Source organism: Solwaraspora sp. WMMD792 (assembly GCF_029626105.1).
GTDB lineage: Bacteria > Actinomycetota > Actinomycetes > Mycobacteriales > Micromonosporaceae > Micromonospora_E.
Genome location: NZ_JARUBH010000009.1, coordinates 1 through 19,931 on the forward strand (window position 1 = coordinate 1; position 19,931 = coordinate 19,931).

The 19,931-nt window shown below is 71.7% G+C and carries 28 protein-coding genes and 1 pseudogene; 6 read left to right on the forward strand and 23 right to left on the reverse strand.

The features are described 5' to 3' along the window. Together O7629_RS01395 and deoC are read right to left on the reverse strand one after the other, a co-directional pair. Positions 1 to 171: pseudogene (locus O7629_RS01395) on the reverse strand (betaine-aldehyde dehydrogenase); the annotation flags it as partial. 5 nt (positions 172 to 176) lie between these two features. Continuing rightward, positions 177 to 1,142 carry a deoxyribose-phosphate aldolase gene (deoC, locus tag O7629_RS01400; RefSeq protein ID WP_278166973.1) on the reverse strand — a complete coding sequence of 322 codons (966 nt, stop codon included), beginning with the start codon at positions 1,140 to 1,142 and terminating at the stop codon, positions 177 to 179. A gap of 142 nt (positions 1,143 to 1,284) precedes the next feature. On the opposite strand from deoC, the gene O7629_RS01405 reads away from it, so the two are divergent. Continuing rightward, a complete protein-coding gene (locus tag O7629_RS01405; RefSeq protein ID WP_278166972.1) occupies positions 1,285 to 2,586 on the forward strand; it encodes a glycosyltransferase in 1,302 nt (433 codons plus the stop codon). A 454-nt stretch (positions 2,587 to 3,040) separates the two neighbouring features. Here the strand turns inward: O7629_RS01405 and O7629_RS01410 are convergent, their stop codons facing one another. After that, positions 3,041 to 3,379: a hypothetical protein gene (locus tag O7629_RS01410; RefSeq protein WP_278166971.1), complete on the reverse strand. Its 339-nt coding sequence runs from the start codon at positions 3,377 to 3,379 to the stop codon at positions 3,041 to 3,043. Between the two features lie 5 nt (positions 3,380 to 3,384). After that, positions 3,385 to 4,149 (reverse strand): GntR family transcriptional regulator, encoded by a 765-nt coding sequence (locus O7629_RS01415; RefSeq protein ID WP_278166970.1) that lies wholly within the window; start codon positions 4,147 to 4,149, stop codon positions 3,385 to 3,387. Between the two features lie 237 nt (positions 4,150 to 4,386). Between O7629_RS01415 and O7629_RS01420 the strand changes: the two genes are divergently transcribed. The 5 genes from O7629_RS01420 (at position 4,387) to O7629_RS01440 (ending at position 6,027) form a co-directional block, all read left to right on the forward strand. Further along, entirely contained in the window at positions 4,387 to 4,560 is a 174-nt protein-coding gene (locus tag O7629_RS01420) for a hypothetical protein (protein WP_278166968.1), read from the forward strand. Beyond that, entirely contained in the window at positions 4,557 to 4,838 is a 282-nt protein-coding gene (locus tag O7629_RS01425; protein ID WP_278166967.1) for a hypothetical protein, read from the forward strand. Before O7629_RS01420 ends, O7629_RS01425 begins: the two co-directional genes overlap by 4 nt. Beyond that, entirely contained in the window at positions 4,835 to 5,026 is a 192-nt protein-coding gene (locus O7629_RS01430; protein WP_278166965.1) for a hypothetical protein, read from the forward strand. Before O7629_RS01425 ends, O7629_RS01430 begins: the two co-directional genes overlap by 4 nt. Positions 5,027 to 5,216: 190 nt before the next feature. Beyond that, complete coding sequence (locus O7629_RS01435; RefSeq protein ID WP_278166964.1) at positions 5,217 to 5,426, forward strand: hypothetical protein; 210 nt, start codon at positions 5,217 to 5,219, stop codon at positions 5,424 to 5,426. Between the two features lie 175 nt (positions 5,427 to 5,601). Then, on the forward strand, positions 5,602 to 6,027 hold the full coding sequence (locus O7629_RS01440; protein WP_278166963.1) for a hypothetical protein: 426 nt from the start codon (positions 5,602 to 5,604) through the stop codon (positions 6,025 to 6,027). 58 nt (positions 6,028 to 6,085) lie between these two features. Here O7629_RS01440 and O7629_RS01445 read toward each other — a convergent pair whose 3' ends face one another. The 19 genes from O7629_RS01445 to O7629_RS01535 form a co-directional block, all read right to left on the reverse strand. Further along, positions 6,086 to 6,352 (reverse strand): hypothetical protein, encoded by a 267-nt coding sequence (locus O7629_RS01445; protein ID WP_278127510.1) that lies wholly within the window; start codon positions 6,350 to 6,352, stop codon positions 6,086 to 6,088. A gap of 2 nt (positions 6,353 to 6,354) precedes the next feature. Further along, positions 6,355 to 6,654, reverse strand: a complete 300-nt coding sequence (locus O7629_RS01450) for a hypothetical protein (protein ID WP_278127511.1) — start codon at positions 6,652 to 6,654, stop codon at positions 6,355 to 6,357. Between the two features lie 25 nt (positions 6,655 to 6,679). Further along, a complete protein-coding gene (locus O7629_RS01455; protein ID WP_278127512.1) occupies positions 6,680 to 7,174 on the reverse strand; it encodes a hypothetical protein in 495 nt (164 codons plus the stop codon). Then, a complete protein-coding gene (locus tag O7629_RS01460) occupies positions 7,174 to 8,034 on the reverse strand; it encodes a peptidoglycan recognition family protein (protein ID WP_278166962.1) in 861 nt (286 codons plus the stop codon). The genes O7629_RS01455 and O7629_RS01460 overlap by 1 nt, the downstream gene beginning before the upstream one ends. A gap of 117 nt (positions 8,035 to 8,151) precedes the next feature. Next, positions 8,152 to 8,640: a hypothetical protein gene (locus O7629_RS01465; RefSeq protein WP_278127514.1), complete on the reverse strand. Its 489-nt coding sequence runs from the start codon at positions 8,638 to 8,640 to the stop codon at positions 8,152 to 8,154. Further along, entirely contained in the window at positions 8,637 to 11,294 is a 2,658-nt protein-coding gene (locus tag O7629_RS01470) for a hypothetical protein (RefSeq protein ID WP_278127515.1), read from the reverse strand. The genes O7629_RS01465 and O7629_RS01470 overlap by 4 nt, the downstream gene beginning before the upstream one ends. After that, positions 11,291 to 13,339, reverse strand: coding sequence for a phage tail tape measure protein (locus O7629_RS01475; protein ID WP_278166999.1), 2,049 nt, complete (start codon positions 13,337 to 13,339; stop codon positions 11,291 to 11,293). The genes O7629_RS01470 and O7629_RS01475 overlap by 4 nt, the downstream gene beginning before the upstream one ends. Beyond that, the gene (locus O7629_RS01480; RefSeq protein WP_278166998.1) at positions 13,284 to 13,616 is read right to left on the reverse strand and encodes a DUF4035 domain-containing protein; all 333 of its coding nucleotides are present in this window, start codon (positions 13,614 to 13,616) and stop codon (positions 13,284 to 13,286) included. The genes O7629_RS01475 and O7629_RS01480 overlap by 56 nt, the downstream gene beginning before the upstream one ends. A gap of 41 nt (positions 13,617 to 13,657) precedes the next feature. Continuing rightward, positions 13,658 to 14,053: a hypothetical protein gene (locus O7629_RS01485; protein ID WP_278148128.1), complete on the reverse strand. Its 396-nt coding sequence runs from the start codon at positions 14,051 to 14,053 to the stop codon at positions 13,658 to 13,660. Positions 14,054 to 14,059: 6 nt separating this feature from the next. After that, complete coding sequence (locus O7629_RS01490; protein WP_278148127.1) at positions 14,060 to 14,497, reverse strand: phage tail tube protein; 438 nt, start codon at positions 14,495 to 14,497, stop codon at positions 14,060 to 14,062. 4 nt (positions 14,498 to 14,501) lie between these two features. Beyond that, a complete protein-coding gene (locus O7629_RS01495; RefSeq protein WP_278148126.1) occupies positions 14,502 to 15,671 on the reverse strand; it encodes a DUF4082 domain-containing protein in 1,170 nt (389 codons plus the stop codon). Further along, a complete protein-coding gene (locus O7629_RS01500) occupies positions 15,671 to 16,045 on the reverse strand; it encodes an HK97-gp10 family putative phage morphogenesis protein (protein WP_278167006.1) in 375 nt (124 codons plus the stop codon). The genes O7629_RS01495 and O7629_RS01500 overlap by 1 nt, the downstream gene beginning before the upstream one ends. Beyond that, on the reverse strand, positions 16,035 to 16,361 hold the full coding sequence (locus O7629_RS01505) for a hypothetical protein (RefSeq protein ID WP_278167005.1): 327 nt from the start codon (positions 16,359 to 16,361) through the stop codon (positions 16,035 to 16,037). The genes O7629_RS01500 and O7629_RS01505 overlap by 11 nt, the downstream gene beginning before the upstream one ends. A gap of 45 nt (positions 16,362 to 16,406) precedes the next feature. Further along, positions 16,407 to 16,997 carry a histone-like nucleoid-structuring protein Lsr2 gene (locus O7629_RS01510; protein ID WP_278167036.1) on the reverse strand — a complete coding sequence of 197 codons (591 nt, stop codon included), beginning with the start codon at positions 16,995 to 16,997 and terminating at the stop codon, positions 16,407 to 16,409. 5 nt (positions 16,998 to 17,002) lie between these two features. Beyond that, the gene (locus O7629_RS01515; protein WP_278167037.1) at positions 17,003 to 17,353 is read right to left on the reverse strand and encodes a head-tail adaptor protein; all 351 of its coding nucleotides are present in this window, start codon (positions 17,351 to 17,353) and stop codon (positions 17,003 to 17,005) included. Continuing rightward, positions 17,350 to 17,796 carry a hypothetical protein gene (locus tag O7629_RS01520; protein WP_278167038.1) on the reverse strand — a complete coding sequence of 149 codons (447 nt, stop codon included), beginning with the start codon at positions 17,794 to 17,796 and terminating at the stop codon, positions 17,350 to 17,352. The genes O7629_RS01515 and O7629_RS01520 overlap by 4 nt, the downstream gene beginning before the upstream one ends. Further along, positions 17,789 to 18,505 carry a hypothetical protein gene (locus O7629_RS01525; protein ID WP_278167040.1) on the reverse strand — a complete coding sequence of 239 codons (717 nt, stop codon included), beginning with the start codon at positions 18,503 to 18,505 and terminating at the stop codon, positions 17,789 to 17,791. Before O7629_RS01525 ends, O7629_RS01520 begins: the two co-directional genes overlap by 8 nt. Further along, a complete protein-coding gene (locus O7629_RS01530) occupies positions 18,505 to 19,047 on the reverse strand; it encodes a nitroreductase family protein (protein WP_278167042.1) in 543 nt (180 codons plus the stop codon). Before O7629_RS01530 ends, O7629_RS01525 begins: the two co-directional genes overlap by 1 nt. Further along, entirely contained in the window at positions 19,047 to 19,928 is an 882-nt protein-coding gene (locus O7629_RS01535) for a phage capsid protein (protein WP_278167043.1), read from the reverse strand. Before O7629_RS01535 ends, O7629_RS01530 begins: the two co-directional genes overlap by 1 nt. Positions 19,929 to 19,931 lie beyond the last annotated feature (3 nt).

Below are 19,931 nucleotides of genomic sequence, written 5' to 3' on the forward strand. Positions count from 1 at the left end.
GCCGGGGCCGGCCTCGGCGACCTCGGCGAGGACCTCCTCGGTGGCCGGGTTGACGGTCTTGCGGGCCCCGCCGTCGGTCGGGTCGACGAACTCGCCGTCGATGAACAGGCCGTACGAGTCGCGGATGGTGACGACCGAGCGGGACTCGGGTGCCGGTGCGTAGTCGAACACGCTGATCAGTCCAGGGTGACGTAGTCGGGACCGGAGTAGACCCCGGTGTGCAGCTTCGACCGCTGCATCAGCAGGTCGTTGAGCAGGGTGGAAGCGCCGAACCGGAACAGGTCGGGGGTGAGCCACTCGTCGCCGGCGGTCTCGTTGACCAGCACCAGGTACTTGATCGCGTCCTTGGTGGTGCGGATGCCGCCGGCCGGCTTGACGCCGATCCGCCGCCCGGTGGCGGCGTAGAAGTCCCGTACCGCCTCCAGCATGATCAGGGTGACGGGCAGGGTCGCGGCGACCGGCACCTTGCCGGTGGAGGTCTTGATGAAGTCGCCGCCGGCCAGCATCGCCAGCCAGGAGGCGCGGCGCACGTTGTCGTAGGTGGCCAGCTCCCCGGTCTCCAGGATGACCTTGAGATGGGCGTCGCCGCAGGCCTGCTTGACCGCGACGATCTCGGCGTACACCTGCTCGTAGCGGCCGGCGAGGAACGCCCCCCGGTTGATCACCATGTCGATCTCGTCGGCGCCGGCGGCGACTGCCGCCCGGGTGTCGGCCAGCTTCACCTCCAGCGGCGCCTGCCCGGACGGGAAGGCGGTGGCCACGCTGGCCAGGTGCACGCCGGAGCCGGTGAGCGCCTCGGCGGCGGTCGGCACCATCGACGGGTAGACGCAGACCGCGGCGACCGGTGGGCAGTCCGGGTCGGTCGGGTCGGGGCGGCGGGCCTTGGCGCACAACGCGCGTACCTTGCCGGGGGTGTCGGCGCCTTCGAGGGTGGTCAGATCGACCATCCGGACGGCCAGGTCGATCGCCCACGCCTTGGCCGTCGTCTTGATCGACCGGGTGCCGAGCGTCGCGGCCCGCTGCCGCGCGCCGACCTCATCGACGCCGGGCAGCCCGTGCAGGAAGCTACGCAGGGTTGCCGCGTTCCGCCCCACCTCGGCCAGATCGTGGCGCGCGGGTGCCGGGGTGCTCACCGCTGCCATGCCGCGAGTCCTGTCATGCCCGCGAGTCTACGTCGCCAGCGAGTTCACGATCTTGGCCGTCGGCTGATCGGACGAGCAGACTTAACGGCGCTGTTGGCCTACCGTTACATCATGTTGGCCCCGGTGACCCACCGTGCCTGACGTGCGAGCAGTGCACTTCACCGACACGTACCTGCCCCGCCGCGACGGGGTGGTCACCTCGCTGCGGACTCTCGCGGCGGCGTCGGCCGCCGCCGGGCATCCCGGCCTGATCGTGGTGCCCCGGCACCCGGACCAGCCGACCGAGGCGGACGTGCTGCGGCTACGTGCGCTGCCCTGCGGAGTCGCCGACCTGCGGTTGTCGCCGTGGCTGCTGCGCGGCGCCGCCGCCACCGGCACCATCGCCGAGATCGCCGCCCACGCCCCGGACGTGGTGCACGTGCACACCCCCGGACCGGTCGGGCTGCTCGGCGTCCTCACCGCCCGCCGGCTCGGTCTGCCGCTGGTCCAGACCTACCACACCGACCTGCACGCGTACGCCGACGCGTACCGGGTGCCGGCCCGTGCGCTCAGCGCCGGCGTCCGGCTGTACGCCCGCCGGCTCGGCGTACCCCGCCCGGCGGCGGCACCGGCCGGCCACGCCCGTGACCACCGGCCGATGGCCAGCGGCGCCGTCGCCCGCCGCCGGGCCGCCATGGACGCCACCAACACCCTGCTGCTCGGCGGCGCCGACGCGGTGGTGGTGCCGACCCGGGCGGTGCTGGACCGAATCCACCTGCCGGTGCCCGCCGACCGGGTGCACCTGGTGCCGACCGGGGTCGCGGCCCGCCGCACCACCGCCGACGAGATCAACGCCTTCCGGTACGGCCACGGCATCACGCCCAGCGACCGGGTGGTCCTCTACGTGGGTCGGATCAACCGGGAGAAGGGCATCGACCTGCTGATCACCGCGTTCGAGCGGGTGCTGGTCGGCTGCCCGACCGCCCGGCTGGTGCTGGTCGGTGCCCTGTACGAGCCGCGCTGGCTGGCCGCGCTGCTGCGCACCATCGACCCTCGGGTGGCTGCCCGGATCACCCTCACCGGCCAGCAGGGTCCGGAGGTGGTGGCTGCGGCGTACGGGGCCGCCGAGGTGTTCGCGTTCGCCTCGCAGACCGACACCCAGGCATTGGTCCTGCAGGAAGCCGGCCTGGCCGGGGTGCCGGTGGTACTTGTCGACCGGGCGTTGCACGCGCACGGCGCGCTTGCCGGCGCCGCACTGCGCACCGAGCCGCAGCCGGGTGCGCTGGCCGGCGGGGTGCTGCGGCTGCTGCTCGACCCGGACACGGCCCGCCGGCAGGCGGCCGCGGCGGCGGCCCGCTGCGCCGAACACACCCCGGCCCGCTACGCCGAGGCGATCCGTGAGGTGTATGCGTCGGCCGCCGGGCTGGCGAGTAGGTTCAACGACCGTGGACGTACTCGTCGTTGATCAGTCGTCAACCATGACTGAGGGGCACCTAACTGGATGATCATCCGGTCGGACAGACGTATGACCCTCGCGTCCTGCTGGCTGGGATCCCGGCCGATCACCCGAGGTCAATGCCGTAGCGATCCACTTACGGTGAGATCTTCAAACGGGGACTCCACTGCCGGAGGCGCATCACCGATGATGCTCGAACGACTGTCCACACCGATTATCGCCGCCGCCGCGCTCGCGGCTGGCGTCGCGGCACACGCCGCGATCTCCCGCACCCGCAGCCGCGCCGTGGCACGCGCGTACGCGGATGGGTTCATGGACCGGCACCGCCTTGACCGGCACCGCCTTGGCCGGCCCGTCGTCCGATCTGGAGACTGAGCCGGGGCGGGGGGCGGGGGTGGGGCTGAACCCCTCATCGAGGACCCCCCCCCCCCCCGGCTCAATGTCAACTTTAGATCACTAGCAGTTACGTTGGGCCGGTGTGTGCAGGAGCTGCACCACAGTGCCGGGCGAGCGCCGCTGCGGCGGCCCGACCAGTGGAGAACGGGCCGAGCCGGTCTGACTCGTCCAGCCGTGCGGCTGTCCACCCGCCGAGCAGCCGCCCCGGCTCCGACCACAGGTACCCGAGCAGCACGCCGTCGCACGCCGCCACCCACCTGGTGGCCCGTTGGTCGACGGGCGCGTACCGCAGCCCTGGATGGGACATCACGGTGTCCAGCGCGGCAGCCGCCAGCATCTCAGCCTCGGCCTCGTCGACCGCCGTAGCGGCCGCGGTCAGCTTTTCCAACGCCTGGACCCGGTCCATGATGGTCACCTCTCGCCCCGTATCGGCAGATCGTCGTACACGTACGTCACCCGGCGGGCATCCGACACCACCTGCAACGCCTCCAGCGGCCGGCCGGTGACGTCTCGCGTCGTGCGCCACAGCTCAAGCACCCAGCCCACCGCCGCCAAGCCCAGGTCCGATTGCTCGGCCAACGCAGCAGGCCGCGCCGACAGCTCCTCGCTCGCGGTCGCCGGCCGCATGCCGGCAGCGGCCAACGCGGCGTACACGCCGCCGACCACCTTGCCCTGCCCGGCGAGCGCCGTGCCCGCCACCAGGTCACGCGGCATCCACGACTCATGCAGCTGGACGACACGGCCGTCCATCAAGTGGCGACGGCGGCGCAGCACCATTGAGGCGCCGGCAGGCAGAGCCAGCCGCGCGGCTACGCCGGGTGGTGCAGGTATGGCCTCCTCGACCGATACGACTTCCACCGACCCGTCGATGCCCTGGTCGGCGCAGGCGGTCTCCCACGGGCCGAGGTTCGCCCGAGTGCGGGCGGGGTCGGCGACGGCTGCGTACCGCGCCAGCGCCAGCCGCACCGGTGGCGCCGCGACTCGCGTTCCTGCGGCCCGGGCCGACTCGAGTACGCCGGCGGCGCGCAGTTCGGCCAGTGCCCGACGCACCGTCTCCCGTGACACGCCGTACCGCTCTGCCAGGGCGTGCTCGGTCGGGATCTGGGCGCCGGGCGCGTACTCGCCCGCCGCGATCGCCTCGCGGAGGTCCGCTGCGATCTCCCGATAGCCCGCCATGTGGCCCAGTTTAGGCGTACGCAAAGCCTTGACGTCGCGTCGTTACTGCGGTCACACTCAGTCCAACGCTTTGCGTACGCAAAGATGGGCGGGCCGCTCAGCCGCCCAGCCGGCCCGGTCCTGATCGGCATCCAGCGCGCGGATCCGCGGGGCCGGGCCACCCCGGATCGGCGGCGGTCCGGCCGGGTTCCCCCGTGCTCGCCGGGCCGCCGCCCCGCTGACTCGAGGAGCGCGAAGATGATCGGGAAGTGGTTCCTCCGCGACGCAGGCGTGGTCGACGTCGTCCGTCCGGTGCCCGGCCGCCGCCGGTGGGTCGACCAGCCCGCCCGGCCGACCGACACCCGGCCTGCGACCCGCACCGACCGTGCCGACCAGCGCGGCGGCAACGGCGGCCGCACCATCCTGCCGTGACCGGCACGTCCAGACCGGCCGCCCCGGCCGTCGAGCCGGCACACACCCCGCACCGGCCGACGTGGGACTGCGTCGTGTGCCCGGACGGTACGCCCTGGCCGTGTTCGCCGGCCCGCGTCCAGCTGGCGGAGGCGTACGCCAGCGAACCGCTCGCGCTGTCGGTCGACATCGGCGAGATGCTGACCGTCGCGGCTCGCGAGGCGGGTATCACCGACCCTGCCGAGCTGCACGAGCGGTTCGTGGCGTGGACCTGGATCGACGGGAGTCCAACGCGGTGACCGCGATGGACGACGGGCCGATCACCGATCAGGACATCGACGACGCGGCGGCCGGCGCCGTGCACGCACACGCCGCCGGCCACCGCTGTCACACCGACTGCCCCGGCACCGAGGACTGCCCGCAGCTGGTGTGGGCCCGTACCCGCCGGGCCATCGCCAAGTACCGCCTGGTGCGGCGATCCATATGACCGGGCCGATGGACGACGCCACGGCGGCGCGAATACTGGCCATCCACCACGGCCCGCCACCACCGGTCTGGCCACGATGCCCGGAGTGCGAGCCCGAGGGGTGCCCCGACCTGATCCGCGCGGTGCAGTGGCGCGCGGACCGACGGGATGAGCTGGACGATGCCGGCGTGGCCGACCATCCGCTGCTGTCGTGGCGGTGGCCACGCCGGACCACCCTGCTCTCAAGGCCATGGCGGTGCACCGTGCCGTCACGGCCGTGATCGTCGTCCGGGTCTACGGTCGGAGCGGGCAGCTGCTCTGCCTGGACGTGACCGCCGCCGCGCCGGGGGTGTGGCTGCGCGCCCAGACCGGTGAGCCGTGGTGGCCGGCGCGCTGGCGTGTCGTGGTGGAGTGGGCCTAGCCACGAGCATGCGGCGGTGCACCCGAGTCTCATCCCCGTAACGGTGGGTGTCGCCTGCCCGACGGTCCGATGGCGTGCTGCGGCCGCCGCTGGCACCGTGATCGCGCCCGCCCGTACCCCGACGGCCCCGCCCCGGCCGGCGACGGCGGGGCCCCACGAGAACCGAGGAGACGACGTGCGTAACAGAATGTTGGTGGCCGCGATCGTGGCGGCCGCCGTCACCGCTCTGGGCTGCGGTGCCGGCTCTGACGAGGACGCGGCCACGCCGGCCCCGACGTCGGCACCGGCGGACGACAGCCTTGCCTCCGCCGCTGCGGCCGCCGGGATCCCGCCTACCCCATCGCCTGAAGATTGGGCTGCCTACATCAGCGCGCTGAAGGACATCAACCCGGACATCGTCGGAGACAAGGACGAGAAGACGATCATCGACCGTGGCCGGAGCCAGTGCCAGTCAATCGGCAACGGCGAGGCAGACGAGGCAAAGCTCGTCCAGCTCACGAACTTGCGATTTTCGGCGCCGGGGTATCCGGACGGGTTCGGGGAGGAGACCGCCACCCAGATCCTGGCTGTGGTGCGGCAGTACATCTGTCCAGACTTCTGAGACATGGCGGAGCGGCCCCGCACCGGACTCGGTGCGGGGCCGCTGCTGTGTACGGAGGTCAGCGTCCAGGCGGGACCTCGTGTCGGGGTGCGGACGCCAGCCACGGCGCGTACCGCCGCATCCAGGCGTCGACGCCGGGGATGGCCATGACTCGGGTGATGGCGCCGGTGACCGCGACGACGCCGGCGACGGCCGGCACGGTGTCGATTCCGGCCTCGGTCGCGGCGAGCGGGATCAGCGGCAGCGCGGCGATCGCCGCGGCGACGGCCGTCCGGAGGGTGGCCCGCCACGGGTGGCGGGACTGGGTGGTGACAGGACTGGCCATGGTCATCGCTCCTCGTCGGTCGCGTCGACGGCCGCGCGGACAAGGCAGTCCTTCGCCTCGACCGCCCGGCGAATCGCGGTGGTCAGCTCCGGACCGTCCGGGAGGTCCGCGACGAGGTCGAGCACCGCGCTGCCGATGCGGGCAGATACGGCGGCCAGCGGTGGCGGCAGGTGCGACCAGGCAAGGTGCCGGGCGATCTGGACGGTCGACCGGTGTCGGCCGGTCAGCGCGGCCTCGATGCCGGCGCGGGTGCCGGCCGCCGCCTGCAGCGGATCGGCTGGATCGGTCGGGGTCTGTGGCACGAGGGTCTCCTATCTTTCACCGGCTCTATGCCGGCGATGGGCGGGCAAGGTGCAACTGTGCGGTCAGGTCCTCGACCTGGCCGCGCAGCTGCAGGATCGTGGCGTCGCGGGCGGCCAGGACCTCACGAAGCCGGTCCCGGTCGCCTTGGGTCCGGCGTAGCTCGTCGGCCAGGCCCGCCTCAGCGGTCGCCAGTTGCGCCAGCCGTGACTCCAGGTCGGTCACCCGCTGGCGAAGCCTCTCCTCTTCAGCACTGGTGAGCCGCAACGCCTCACGCAGGTCGGTGATCTGGCTCCGGGCCCGGTCCAGCGCGTCTCGCAGGTCACTTGTCAGCTGCTGGTAGACGTCCTGGCTGATCCGGGTCGTCTCGGCCTGCAGGTGCTTCGCCTGGGCGGCGGCGTGCTGGGCCTGGGCCTGGCGGAGCCGGCGGCCGACCATTGCGCCGGCGGCCGGCCCGCCGACCGCGGCGCCGAGCACCGCCGCGCCGGCGCCGACCAGCGCGGTGAGTAGGCCTGGGTCCATCAGTTGGTGGCGAGCAGCGCCCGGCCGAGCGCGGCGGCGCGCTCCTCGCCGAGGACCGCGACCAGGGCGGTCGCCGCTTCCTCCGGTGGCCGGGCGGCGAGCCCGGTCAGCACCCCGGCGATGATGGCGTCCTCGTCGACCCAGTCCCGGCCGAGCGCCTCCCGCACCTCCACCCGCAGGGTTGCGACGTCACGAACCGCTCTCGCGGCATCAGCGGCGGCACCACGGGCCGCCGTGTGCAGCGCCGGCCCATCCTTGGGGTAAATCCAGCCGTTGACCGCGATAGCGATCCTGCGGAGGTCTTCCTCACTGATCACGTCATCTCCTTCGACGATTTGCTTCGCCCTGGCCACGATCGCCGGCTTCTGGGCAACGATCGCCGGCCCCGGGCATTGGCTGTGTCCCCAGTCGTATCCGTTCTCGGCGCCCATGCTGTGGTGGCCGAGACCGCGGCCGTCAGGGGACGACGCGATCTGCAGCCGCACACCGTGCTCGGTGTGGGCACGGGCCAACAGCTGGGCGTTCGACTCCAGTTGCGGCGGGGTCAGCGGGTCCGGCAGGAAGCCTTCGTTCTCGATGCTGAGCCAGGTGCGGTTGCCGGCCCGCTGGGTCCATGCCCGGATGTCGGTGTCGACCATCTGTGCGATCCGGCCGTCCTTGGCCACGATGAAGTGCGACGACACCCGCGACGCCGGGTTGCGCTGCCAGGTGATGGTGCCGTCGAAGTATCCGGCGGCGATGTGCACCACGACGCCGTGATGCGCGTCCAGGCGGTCCGCCGGCTCGTCGGGTTTGCCGGTGCCGTTGCCGCTGTTCACGGTAGGGCCACGCCAGGTGGCGAGGTCTGTCCATCTGGCCAATTCAGGACACCTCCGGGAAGTCGTCGTCCCAGCCTGCTGCGTAGGCGAGCAGCCCGCCGACCAGGCCGACCAGCGCGGCGGCGGCGAGCACGATGAGCAGAGCCATGTCATTCCTCTCTACAGTGGCCGGCGGTAGTGGACATACAGCGCCGATGCCGCCTGGTTGGTGCCGGATTGCACGTCGAGCGGGGTGGCCGTGGCCTGCCGGACACGGACCTCCACGTAGTCGCCGGTCTCCATGCGCAGCAGCGGCGCGTGCGCCACCGACAGTGCCGTGTCCGACGTCGCCGGCCAGATGACTTCCCGCGAGCCGAGGACCGACACGCCGTTGAGCCACAGCCAGGCCAGGCGTCGGTCGGCGACGTACGGCTCCCACATGATGTGGCCGGAGACCTCGTACCAGCCGTCGACCTGGCACGTGTATCGGGTCGGCTCGCCGGAGTCCCAGCCGCCGTGCGTGTCCAGCTCCGCCACGTCCCATTCGACGCTCGTATCAGTGGACGCCAGGATCTCCTGCGCGGACGACATCCGCAGGACGGCGGCCGGCGGGTCGACCAGGGTCGCCAGGTCGTCGCCGGTGACGATCTGGCCGTCGGCGATGGTCATCGGGCGAGCCTCCACGGCGCTACGGGCCGGACCGGTGATCCGGCCAGGATGGTCTTGACCACGCCGTTGACCGGGGTGGCCGCGATGGTGAACGTCTGCCGGCCCGGCTCGAACAGTTCGGCGTCGTCGATGTAGGTCAGCACCCCCGACGTCGGGGTGCCGGTCAACCGGACCCGACCGGAGACCCGCGCCGCCGACGCCGGCGGGGACGAGGTCGCGGTGAGCTGGGTCCACGTGTCGGCGATGACGCCGGCCGTCACCGTGGTGGTGCCCAGCAGACCGCCGCCGTCGTCATACCACAGGATCTGCATGTCGATGACACGCGTCGACGCGCACCGCACCCACGCCGACCAGGTCCACGCGTACGCGCCGTCCAGGGCGTGCACCGGGATGACATCGGTGGCGGCGATCGCCTCGGCGCTGACCCCGTCGGGAGTCAGCAGCAGCGACGCCGACCCGGTGTGCGCCTGCGCGGTCGACCGGCCGACGGTGCCGCCGGTGCCGGACCAGCCCGACGCGTCAACCTCGAACGTTCCGTTGGGGTTGACGGGACCGGCCTGGGCGCAGCTGGTGGCGGTCAACCGCACCCCGGACACCAGCACCTCCATCGGGTAGTCCGGCGGCCGGACGGTCCACAGCGATCGGTTCCCGGCGGCTCTCGCCACCGGCAGCGCCGTGTCGACCCCGGCGTCGACGTCGGCGGTGGTCACCGATCCGCGGGTGCCCGTGCGGGTCGTTGACGCCAGCACACCGACCCGGTACAGCGCGGCGGGGCTCGTCGACCACGTGATCCGCAGCGACGACAGGTCGAACTCCTCCGCGTAGCCCTCGACGATCTGCTCGACCGGGTCCGGCGGCAGCCCGAACGCGTCCAGGCCCTGCAGCTGGACCAGGTCACCGACGTCGACGGCGGCGGCCGCGTCGCGGGCGGTGTCGTCCCACGCCAGCGACGTCAGATCCACCGGGATCTGCGGGAACCGGGTCTCGTCGATCGTGCCGGCCGACAGCATCCACCACGCCGCCGACTCCAGCTCGGCCGCGTCGGCGACGTTGCGGTCCAGCTCGACCGGCATCCGGCCGACCCCGTCCGGATCGTCCGTCGGATCCTGCACGTTCAGCGCACCTGTCTCCTGGACGATGCGTGTCTCGGCGCCGGCCGTGCTCCGCAGGGTGACGTCGTTGACGATCAGCTTGTCGTCGTCGACCGGCGTCAACGGGGACGCCAGCCGACCGGACCCGTGCGCCAGCACCAACGGCGTCTGGTTGTACAGGGTGGACCGCAGCCGCATCACCAGCGCCCGGGTGCCGCGCGCCTCGGTGAGGATCGCGTCGTCCGCGTCCGCGCACTCCTGCAGCAACTCCAGCACCGACAACCGCCGCTGCGGACCCATCGGCGCCGACGACGCGGCGTCACCGATCAGCGAGGAGCCGGGCACCGACTCCTCGGCGCAGAGCCGCTCGAACCGGTCCCCGGCGGTCTCGCCGGCGTGGCCGGTGGCAGCTGACACGGTGTCCGAGGTGCCCGGGACCGGTGACCAGATCGCGACGTGCCCCAGCGACGGCATCAGGTCGTCGCCGTTCTCCCGCTCACGCGGGTTGAGCACCCACTCCGTGACCTGCCCTACCGTGCCGGCAAGCGTGTCGCTGAAGCTGGCGACGGTCGCGGCCAGCAGGCCGTCCACCCAGACTCGGATCCGGATGTTGCCGCCGTCCTGGTCACCGTCGACCCGGTAGTGGTGCGGCAGCCCGTCGGCGATCGTGAACGCGGCCCAGCCCGACCCGAAGCTGGTCAACGCCCGACCATAGAAGACGGTGAGACCCTCAGGAGCGACGTTGGCCTCGTAGCGCATCGTCTCCTCGGACGGATGATCCGTGAACGCGTCGGTCGTCTCCCACCAGATCGGCGTCCGGGAGTCGGCCTGGTCCCGGGGCTGGGTCATCACCCACTCGACACGCCACCCGGACCCGCCCGCCGGCTGAGGCACCAGGCCCCGCAGGGTGCCGCCCCGGGACAGATCCACCACCGGCGCGGACCCCGGCCCGACATCACCGGTGCCGAACTCCGGCAGCCCGGCCGGAGGGATCGGCTCACCAGTGTTCGGCGCCTCGAACCGGGAGTAGCCGAACGGCCGCGCCGGCGGGCACCCGGGGATCGGTGACCGGGCCAGCGGCGCCCCCGCCGGATCCTCCAACGGCCAGTAGCCGGCCGGCCCGGTCGCCGGGATCGCACGCCGCAACGCGGACTGCAGCGGCGCGGCCGACACCGTGTGCCGCAGCCCGTACGCGGTGACCTCCACCCACCGCACCGACGCGGTCAGATCCCACTGCGCCGGCCACTCCAGCACATCGCCGACGAACCGCACCGGCGCGGTGGTCAGCTGCGGCACGGTGACCCGGATCGGCACCCGCCGACCGATCACCCCGAACAGATCCGAGCGCGGATTGCGCCGCGAATAGCGGCCCACCACGCCCGCCGCGACCCGCGACGCACCGTTGTTGATCATCAAAGTGCAGGTCGCCGCATCCGGCTCGCCGCCCTCGTTCTGCGTGCCCCGGGTGATCCGCACCTTCCGCTTGTTGAACACATCCGCCGAGATGTCATGCCACTCGCCGGCGTAGAACAGCTCAGTGACCGGCGTGAAACGGGTGCTCACCGGGCACCCCGCTGCCCGAACGCCAACTGCACGTTCCCGCGACCCTTGACCCGCACCAGCTCCCGGATGATCTCCAACAACAGGGCCATCAGTCGGCTGCCGTCGCCCTCGAACAGGACCGTCGTGTCCCCGCCGCCACCGTCCAGGTCGCGGGCACCGCGCGGCAACGGCACCACCGCCTCGTCGTACCGGCCCTCACCGATCACCGCCAGCCGGCCACCCGGCGTCGCCGGCACGATCCCACCATCGGCCAGGTACGGGATGTTCGGCGTCGACAGGGTCACCGACGGGATGTCCAGGCCGAGGACCGACCCACCACCCAACGTCAGCGAGAAGTTGTTCCACCGGGCGATCAGCCAGTTCAGGGCAGTGCGGAACGCCGTCTTCAGCCCGTCGAACATGCCCCGCGCGCCGCGCGACAATTTGCCGGGGAGTCCTTTGAAGAATGCAACGAACCGGTCGATCCTCGACTGGATCTCGTTCCACATCGCGACCGCGATCCGGCCGACACCCTTCCAAAAGCCGGAGAAGATGCCCCACCACGTCTTAAACAAGGCGATAAAGAACTTCCCGATCGTGATCCAAACGGTGGAGAAGACCGTCCACCACAGCTTGGCGAGGGTGATCACGGTATCGAACAGCCACGTCCAGCCCGTGACGATCCAGTCGACCGCCCACTTCACGACCGCCACGATCGCCGTCCAGATGACCGACCACAGGTCCTGGAACCACGTCGTCTGCGTCGCGATCCACACGATCACTGCGACCAACAGAGCGACACCGGCGATGATCAGCAGGACGGGGCCGAGGGTCGTCGCCATCACGATGCCCCACGCGGTCTGCACCGCCGTCCAAATCTTGACCGCGATAACAACGAGCGCGATCGCCGTAGCGAGAATGCCGAGGCCGGTCGCCAACGGCACCACCCAGTCCGAGTTTTTCTGCAGCCAGCCGAAGGTGGCTTCGATGTACGGCACGGCATCGGCCAGCGTGGTGACCAGGGCCAGTTCGGCCTTCCGGCGGAAGTTGTCGAGTCGCTGGCTGGCCGAGCCCTCCAGCGCGGCACCGGCCGAGTCGCTCGCCCCGGCCACGGTCTCCAGGCCGTCACCCACCGACGCCATCGACTGCAGAAACTGCGGGATGTCCGACTTGTTGAGGTCCTCCAACGGCGCGCCGAACAGCGCGATCGCCTGCTCTGCCTGGCTGGTCGGGTCCTTGATGGACGCCAGTCCGCCGACGATCTTCTGAAACGCGGCCTGGGCGCGGTCACCACCGGCCAACAGGTCGTTCGACATCTTGTGCGCGTCGAGCCCGATCGACTCGTACGCGGTCTTCGTCGAGTCGGACATCTCGGTGGCCAGGAGCGTCATCTCTTTGATGGCGTCGCCGGTCTTGTCCAGACCCCACTTGCCCTTGGTCGCGGCGTCGGTCAGCAGCGCGAACGTCTGCTCACCGCTGAACCCGACCGCACGGAAGAACTGGCTGTACTCGTCGGCGACCTCCAACACGTCCGGCACCAGTGCCTCCGGTACGCGCCGGCTCGCCGCGGTGATGAGGTCCAGGGCGTGCGTCGCGTCCCGCGCCAGCCCGGACCCGATCAACGTGGAGGCGTACTGCGCGGCCGCTGCGACGTCGACGCCCCACGCCGTCGCGTACGCCTGGGTCCGTACGGTCAGGTCCTCCAGCTTCGCGGCGTCCCCGTCCGGCACCAGTCCGGACGACAGCACGGCCCTGGTCGCGGCCATCGCGTCGGCAGCGCTGGCCGCGAAGCCTCTCCCGTAGACCTCGCCGGCGACATCACCCACCTTCGCCGCGAGCACCGGATCACCCAGCCGGGCCTCCAGCTGTGCGCGGGCCCGGTCCAGGTCCATCGCGCCGGCGATGCCGACGGCGAGGGTGGCGCCGATCGCGACCGCGCCGATCGCAGCGGACTTCTTGACCGCCTGCCACGTCCGGTTGAACGTCGACCGGATCGCTTTGGTGCCTTTCTCAACGCCGCCGGCGTCGACGCCGATCTTGACCATGAGGTCCGCCAGAGTCGCCACCCGGGTCACCTCCTCGACGTGTACGGCCGCCCATCTGGGCGTTGAGTTGTTTGATCAGCCGCAGGTGGTCGTGCTCGTCCTGCGGGCCGGCGGCCGCCTCCGGGCGGTCCCATTCCGGAATGAAGTCCTCCGGCCGGTACCGCTTCCCGCGTTTGCCCCGGTTCGAGTTCGCGATGGTCGACGCCACGATGGCGGCCTGGATGTCGCCGCGGGCCGGGCCGAGCGGCCCGGTCACCCGCTCGTACGCCATCCACCCGGCGACCTCGCGCGAGTCCATCGCCGCGAGCATCACCCCGACCGGCATGCCCAGGGCGAGCGCTAGTCGGTAGCGGAACTGTCGCTCTGGGCGCTGTCGAAATCCGCCGTGAGCTCGTCGACGTCGTCGTCGGACAGGCCCGCGATCCGCTGGCATGCGTCGTAGATCCGGTCCAACGGCTTCGCGTTCTTCCGCGACAAGGCGGCGATGTCGTCCTCGGTGAACATCTTCCGCCCGGTGCCGTCGACCGCACACAACACGATCAGCTTCGCGCGGGCGTTGCGCATGTTGACCTTGCGGTCCCGGCCCCGCTGCTGCAGCAGCGACTGCTCGAAGCTGTCCCGCTCGGCACCACTGATGCTGCGGATGCGGACGGTGCCGCCCCACTCCGGCACGGGCACCTCGTCGAAGGTGCGGTCGGACGCGCCGAGGATCTGGTCACGGCTCAGGAAAGTCATCGGTCGTCAGCTCCCGGTCGGGGTGAGGGTCGGCTTGCCGCTGATCTTGACGGTCAGACTGCGGCCCATCTTGTCGTCGTACGGGAACTCGTCGCCCAGCTCGGTGAGGATGCCGGCGAGGTCCCACGTGTGTTCGTCTGCCGTGTCCGGCAGGATCACGATCTGGTAGTTCCGCGGCTGGTCGTCGTCGAAGTCGTCGTCCAGGTCGTGCGTCGCCTCGGTCGGGTCGTAGTTGATCTCAAGGCTGACCTCGCCGCCGTCCTTGAGGCTGCCGACGAACTGCATCCACCCGTCCGGGCTGTCGTGGGCGGTGACGTCGATCGTCTCCCGCGTCCGCGCCGGCCCGGAAATGCTGGTCACGTTGGCGATGGCGGTGAACGCCTCGGTCGGCGTGGCACCGTCCCCGCGCTTGAACTGGGTGCCGAACGCGTCAAGTCCAGACACGCTGCTACTCCTCTACCTGCGATGTGATGATCCGGAACCGGATCACGTGATGACGCACCTGCGGGTCCGTGGTCGGCACCGCCTGGTCGAACTCGTTGCGGATCGACACCACCCGGTGCCCGGTCACCGTCAGCTCACGCGGCCGGTGATCCAGCAGCACCCCGATCCGCCGGGCGATCGCCTGCCCATCGGCGTTACCCCGCGCCTCGGTCCACACGTGCACGGTGACGGTGATGTTCCGGCCGAACCCGCCATGGTCGTTGTCCGGGATGGACAGGTGGTCACCGATCCGCACGTACGGCTTCACCGCCGGCTCGGGGACCTGGTCCCACACGCCGGTGACCATGCCCATCAGCGTGTTGTCGCCGGTCAGCCGGGCGTGGATCGCGGCCTGCACCGGGTGGATCGGCGACTGCGACCCGTCCCCGGGTGCGGCCTGCACGTCGACGGCGGCCGCCGCGTACCCGGACAGCCCACCGGCGTCGGTGACCCGGGCCAGGATCGCCTTCACGCCAAACGTGGCGTAGGCGTGCGTGAGGATCGGGGTCGACCCGGACGTGGTGGTGCCGTCGCCCCAGTCGACCCGGTAGGTGGCGTCGTCCAGGCCGTCCGGGTCGGTCGCGGTGATCGTCACCTCGACCTGCAGACCGTCCGACGCCACGTCCACCGCGGTGATCGTCGGCGCCGTCCCCGACGCCACACCCAGGTCGTACGCGACGTCGACGCCGTACCAGTTCCCGACCGACAGCGACGGGAACGATCCCGGGTTTTCGTTGTAGACACCGTTCGGCACCGCAGCGCTGGACAGCGTCGTCACGGCACCGTCGGCCGACACCACGGCGTCGTCCAGGGCGTCGACGAGTACCCCGTAATTCCCACCTGTCGGGTAGGACACCACGTACTGTTCGCCGGCGAGGCGCTCCACCGGTGACGACAGTTCGTGCGTCGACCAGCCCACCGGGAGACTGGTCGGCATCACCGCCGAGGCGAGGAGCACCCCGCTCGTGGTCCAGATCTTGCCGACCCGGCCGGGGTAGTCGATCTCGTTCTCGCCGGCCCACACCCGCACGTGCGTCAGGGTGATCGGCTCGTTCGCCTGCTGCCTGCTGCCGAGCTCGTAGTCTTCCGGGTCGGCGGCCTCCTGCGGGTCGGCGCCGGACCAGCCGACCGCCATCAGCGGGCCAGCTTCCGCAGCGACACGCCCGTCTCCTTCTTCACCCTGCGCGGGAACCGCCGCCGGGCCCGCTCGGCGGCCGGCTGCGCGAACGGCTGTTCCGGGGTGTCCTCGGTGCCGTGCTCGACGAACGTCGCATGCCGTGCCGTGGCCACCGCCCGGCCGGTCAGCCCGCCGGCGTCGATCTCCTCCTGCACCGACTCGGCCAGGGCGCCGGTGTCCCGGGGCGCGCCCTCACGCATGTCGTCGGCCGTCTCCCGCGTCTCCCCGATAACCGCCCGCCGGGCACCCTCCTGCACCGCTGCCGGCATCCGGTCCAGGCGGCGGCCGAGCAGATCCATCCCGGCGACCGACACCGTCGTGTCACGCGCCACCCGCATCCCCCTCCAGATCTGGTGACTCGAGTTCAGCGGCCGCGGACCGCAGCGCCAGCGCCAGCACCCGGCGCAGCAGACCGCCGTCGACGGACGCTGCCACCTCGTCGCGGTCGACGGTCACCGTGCCGATCTCGGTCTCCGCCGACCCGCCGATCCGGATGTAGACCGGCAACGACACCGACGCCATCAGCGGCGGCCCGGTCTGGGCGACGTCAGGTGGCGGCGGATAGCGGCCAGGTCGGCGGCGATGGCCAGCAGCGACCACGCCACCGACCCGGCCGGGTCCGACCCGTTCGCGCACTCCTCCGCCCATGCACGCGCCTGGCCGGGCTCGACCTGCGGCCGCCGGTGCGGCGGGCTATCCACTGTGCGCCTGCCGGTACGCGTCGACCAGGTCGGCCGGGATCTTCCCCCGCCGGGGCACCGGCAGACCCTGCCCGGTGGCCCACGCCCGGATCTTGGCCCGGTCGGCGGCGGTCAGCTCCGACCCGGCCAGGTCCGGGGCGGCCGGCTCGGCGGCGGCCGCCTCGTCCCGGGTGCCGTCGTCGGTTGCCGGGTCGGGCTGGCCGGCACCGGCCGGGCCTGGCTCCGGCGGTGTGCCGACCGCGTACGCGTCAGGGTCGTGGCGCAGCACCTCGTCGACCCGGTCCACCGCGTCGGCCACCTCGGCGGGCAGGCCGTCGCGGTGGCCGACGGCAGCCTCGACCAGGGTGGCCGCGACCGCCGCCAGGTGGTCCCGCATCAGCAGCACCGTCCGGGCGTACGCGCGGACCCGGTCCACCTCGGCCGCCGGGTCACCGCCGGCGGCCGGGTAGTCCACGGTCAGCGGGCCCCACAGTTTCGGGTGTTCGGCCACGATCGGATGGGCCTGGTGGGCGGTGTGCTGCCCTCGGCGGACCATCCGCCGGCTCCCGCCGATCGTCACGGTGCCGGTCCGCACCGCGATCATGATCGTCACGACGTCTCCTCACTCGGTGGCTCTGACTGGACCCACTCGCAGTCCGCGCGTAGGTACGCGGGCTCGGACGGGACGACGGTCGACGTCACCCGCCACACCTGGCCGCCGCCGCGCAGCTCGTCACCCCGGGCCACGTCGGCGTCCGGCCGCAGATACAGCGGTGTGGTGTGCCCCGCGCCGGCCTGCGCGGCCGCGACCCGCTCGGCCGTCGACGGCTGCGGCACCCGCGCCCACACCACACCCACCTGCGCATGGGTGACGGTCTGCCCGCCGGCGCCGTCGTCGACCAGCTGCGGCCGCCACACCGCCAGCTGACGGGGCAGGTCGTGCGTGCCGATCGGGATCACGAGCCGAGCAGACTCTCTGTGGTGTCGTCACCCGAGTACGGGGACACGAGGGTGACCGACCGGAACGACGACGCGGCCGCCGCCCGGCGCACGGACTTCTTCTCGGCGTCGGTCAGGTACACGGCGTCGCCGCCGTGGACCCGCGCCCGGTCGTACGACTGGTTCAGGTCCGCGATCGTCTTCTGTACCAGCGCCTTCGGGTTGTCGAACGCCCTGTACGCCACGGCCAGGCAGATCTTCTCCACCCGGCGGGGGACGTCGACCAGGGCGGTGCCGGCGTCGTTGACCCAGTCTTTCTCCGCCGCGTCGCGGATCAGCTCCGACGCCTCCTGCAGCAGCGCCAGCGCCCGGTCTTCCTCGGCCTGGGTCGGGTACGCCGCGTCCGGGTATCCGATCTTCGTGGCCAGCTGGGTGACGCTGGCCAGCGGCGGCAGATCAGCCACGCCGGCCCCCTTCCTCGTAGCGGGACGGGACCGGGAACCGTTTCCGTATCCACCGGCCGACCGTGCCCTGCCGAAACGAATAGTCCGACGTGGACACGAACGGTAGTTCGGCGGACGGGATCGCCCGGAAGTCGCGGATCTTCACGTCCTCGACCTGCGTACCGCCGATCCGCGCGTAGTTGCCGTACAAGGTCCTCTTACCGACCGGCTCCATCCGCACGGTGCGCACCTGCTCGGCGAGGGCGATGACGTCGCGCATCGCCGCCCGGTCGACCAGCAGCGGCACGTGCAACTCGTAGTCGAGCCGGCCCGGTACGCCGATCGCGTCGAGCAGCTCGTCGACGCCCAACCTCCGGTTCAACATCCGCCGGTTCCCGGTCCGGCGGTGGTTCGCGACCTGCCCGGCGATCGGACCCCGATGCCACACCGGCGGCCGGTCCATCCGGTGCAGCACGAAGAAGTCGTCATTCATCAACACGAACTGCGGCGACACCTCGGGGTGGTGGGCGGCAGTACGCAGGTTCGCCCACGTGCTGAAGTGCTTGCCGGGCCGGGGTGGCTGGACCGGGATGTGCAGGTCCGGCCGGCACCACACCGGCCGGTGCCCGACCACCACCAGCCGGTCCACACACCCCAACAGGGCCAGCGACCGCAGGCTGTACCGCAGCTCATCGGTCGACGCCGGGCCGACCAGGTACACGGCGTCCATCAGGATGTGTCTCCCACCCAGTCCGGCGGCGGCACGTGCGGCCAGCCGACCGCGAGCGCCCCGCAGAAGATCCCGGCGCCGAACCGGAACGCGAAGTGCTCCCGGTCGACCGGCCGCACGTTGGGGTTGACGTAGCAGGCGGCCAGCCCGCCGGCGGCCGCCGCCAGCCACAGGTGACCGACCATCACGCCGGCGTCCAGGTACGGCATGAACACCGCCTCACCGGCCGCCTTGTACGCCAGCGGGTCGCCGTACAGCAGCAGCACCACCGGCGCCCGATGCACCCAGCCGACCCCGCCCACGAGCAGCCCGCCCAGCAGGGCCTTGTCGTCCCGGTCCCGGACCACCGTCACACCCACCCCACGCCGGTCACACGACGACGGGGCACGCTCGGCGGCGGCCAGAACCGGGTCCAACTCGGCGGCCGTGACGTCCCGGTCCGCGAACCGGCGCGTCGAGTGCCGCTCGGCCAGGACCTCGGCGAGGACCCCGGCCTTACGGCGCTGATGCGCCAGATAACGGGCCTGGTACGGGTCCGTCATCAGGACTCGGCGGTGTCCATCACGACAACCCGGGGCGTGGTCTCCCCGGACTCGGCGTCCGTCACGACCGCCGCGCCGGCGAACGTCGAGATCACGCTGGCATCGCTGAGCTTGTCGGGCACGTACTGGAAGATCTGCCGCATCCCGACCCCGCCGGACTGCGCGGTCGCCGAGCTGGTCACACCCCGGGGCACCACCGGCACCCGGTTCGCGAACGCGAACCCGGACCGGTGGTACGCGACAGCCTTGCCCGCGTCCAGCCCGGTCGACTCGACCACGTTGAACCCGCGCCAGCGGGCGATGATCGCGTTGCGCAGCGCGTTGGTGTCGCCCGACGCGTCGACCCGCGACACCTCGTCCAGCGCCAGGATGAACGTGGCGACCTCCGGCGACACGGCCAGGTACCGGCCGTCCAGCGGCGCCTCCGCCCGGCCGAGCATCTCCCGGGCCTGCAGCACGATCGCGTCGATGTTGCCGCCGTCGGCGTCGATCGTCAGATCGGCCGGGAGGCCGTTCATGACCGTCGCCATCTGGTTCTCGGCGCCGGTGGCCACCGCCGCCACCTGCACCCGGGTGATCTGCCGCCCGAAGTCGGCCAGGTCCAGGCTCAGCTCCTGATCCGAGACGAGCTTGGCGTGGTACAGGTGCGACAGGGACACGTCGACCGGCACCTCGTCGACGTCGTCATAGGTGATCGTCGCACCCGGCGACGACTGGGTCCGCGCCGTCGACGGCTGCGGCACCCGCACCGTGATCGTGTCCCCGTTCGACCCGCTGAACTCCGCGCCCGGGATCCGCGACGCCGTCATCGGCAGAACGAGGGTGCGCGTCAGCAGCTCGATGGCGAGGGACGAGATGCCTTGCGCGGTCAGCACAGCCACTGC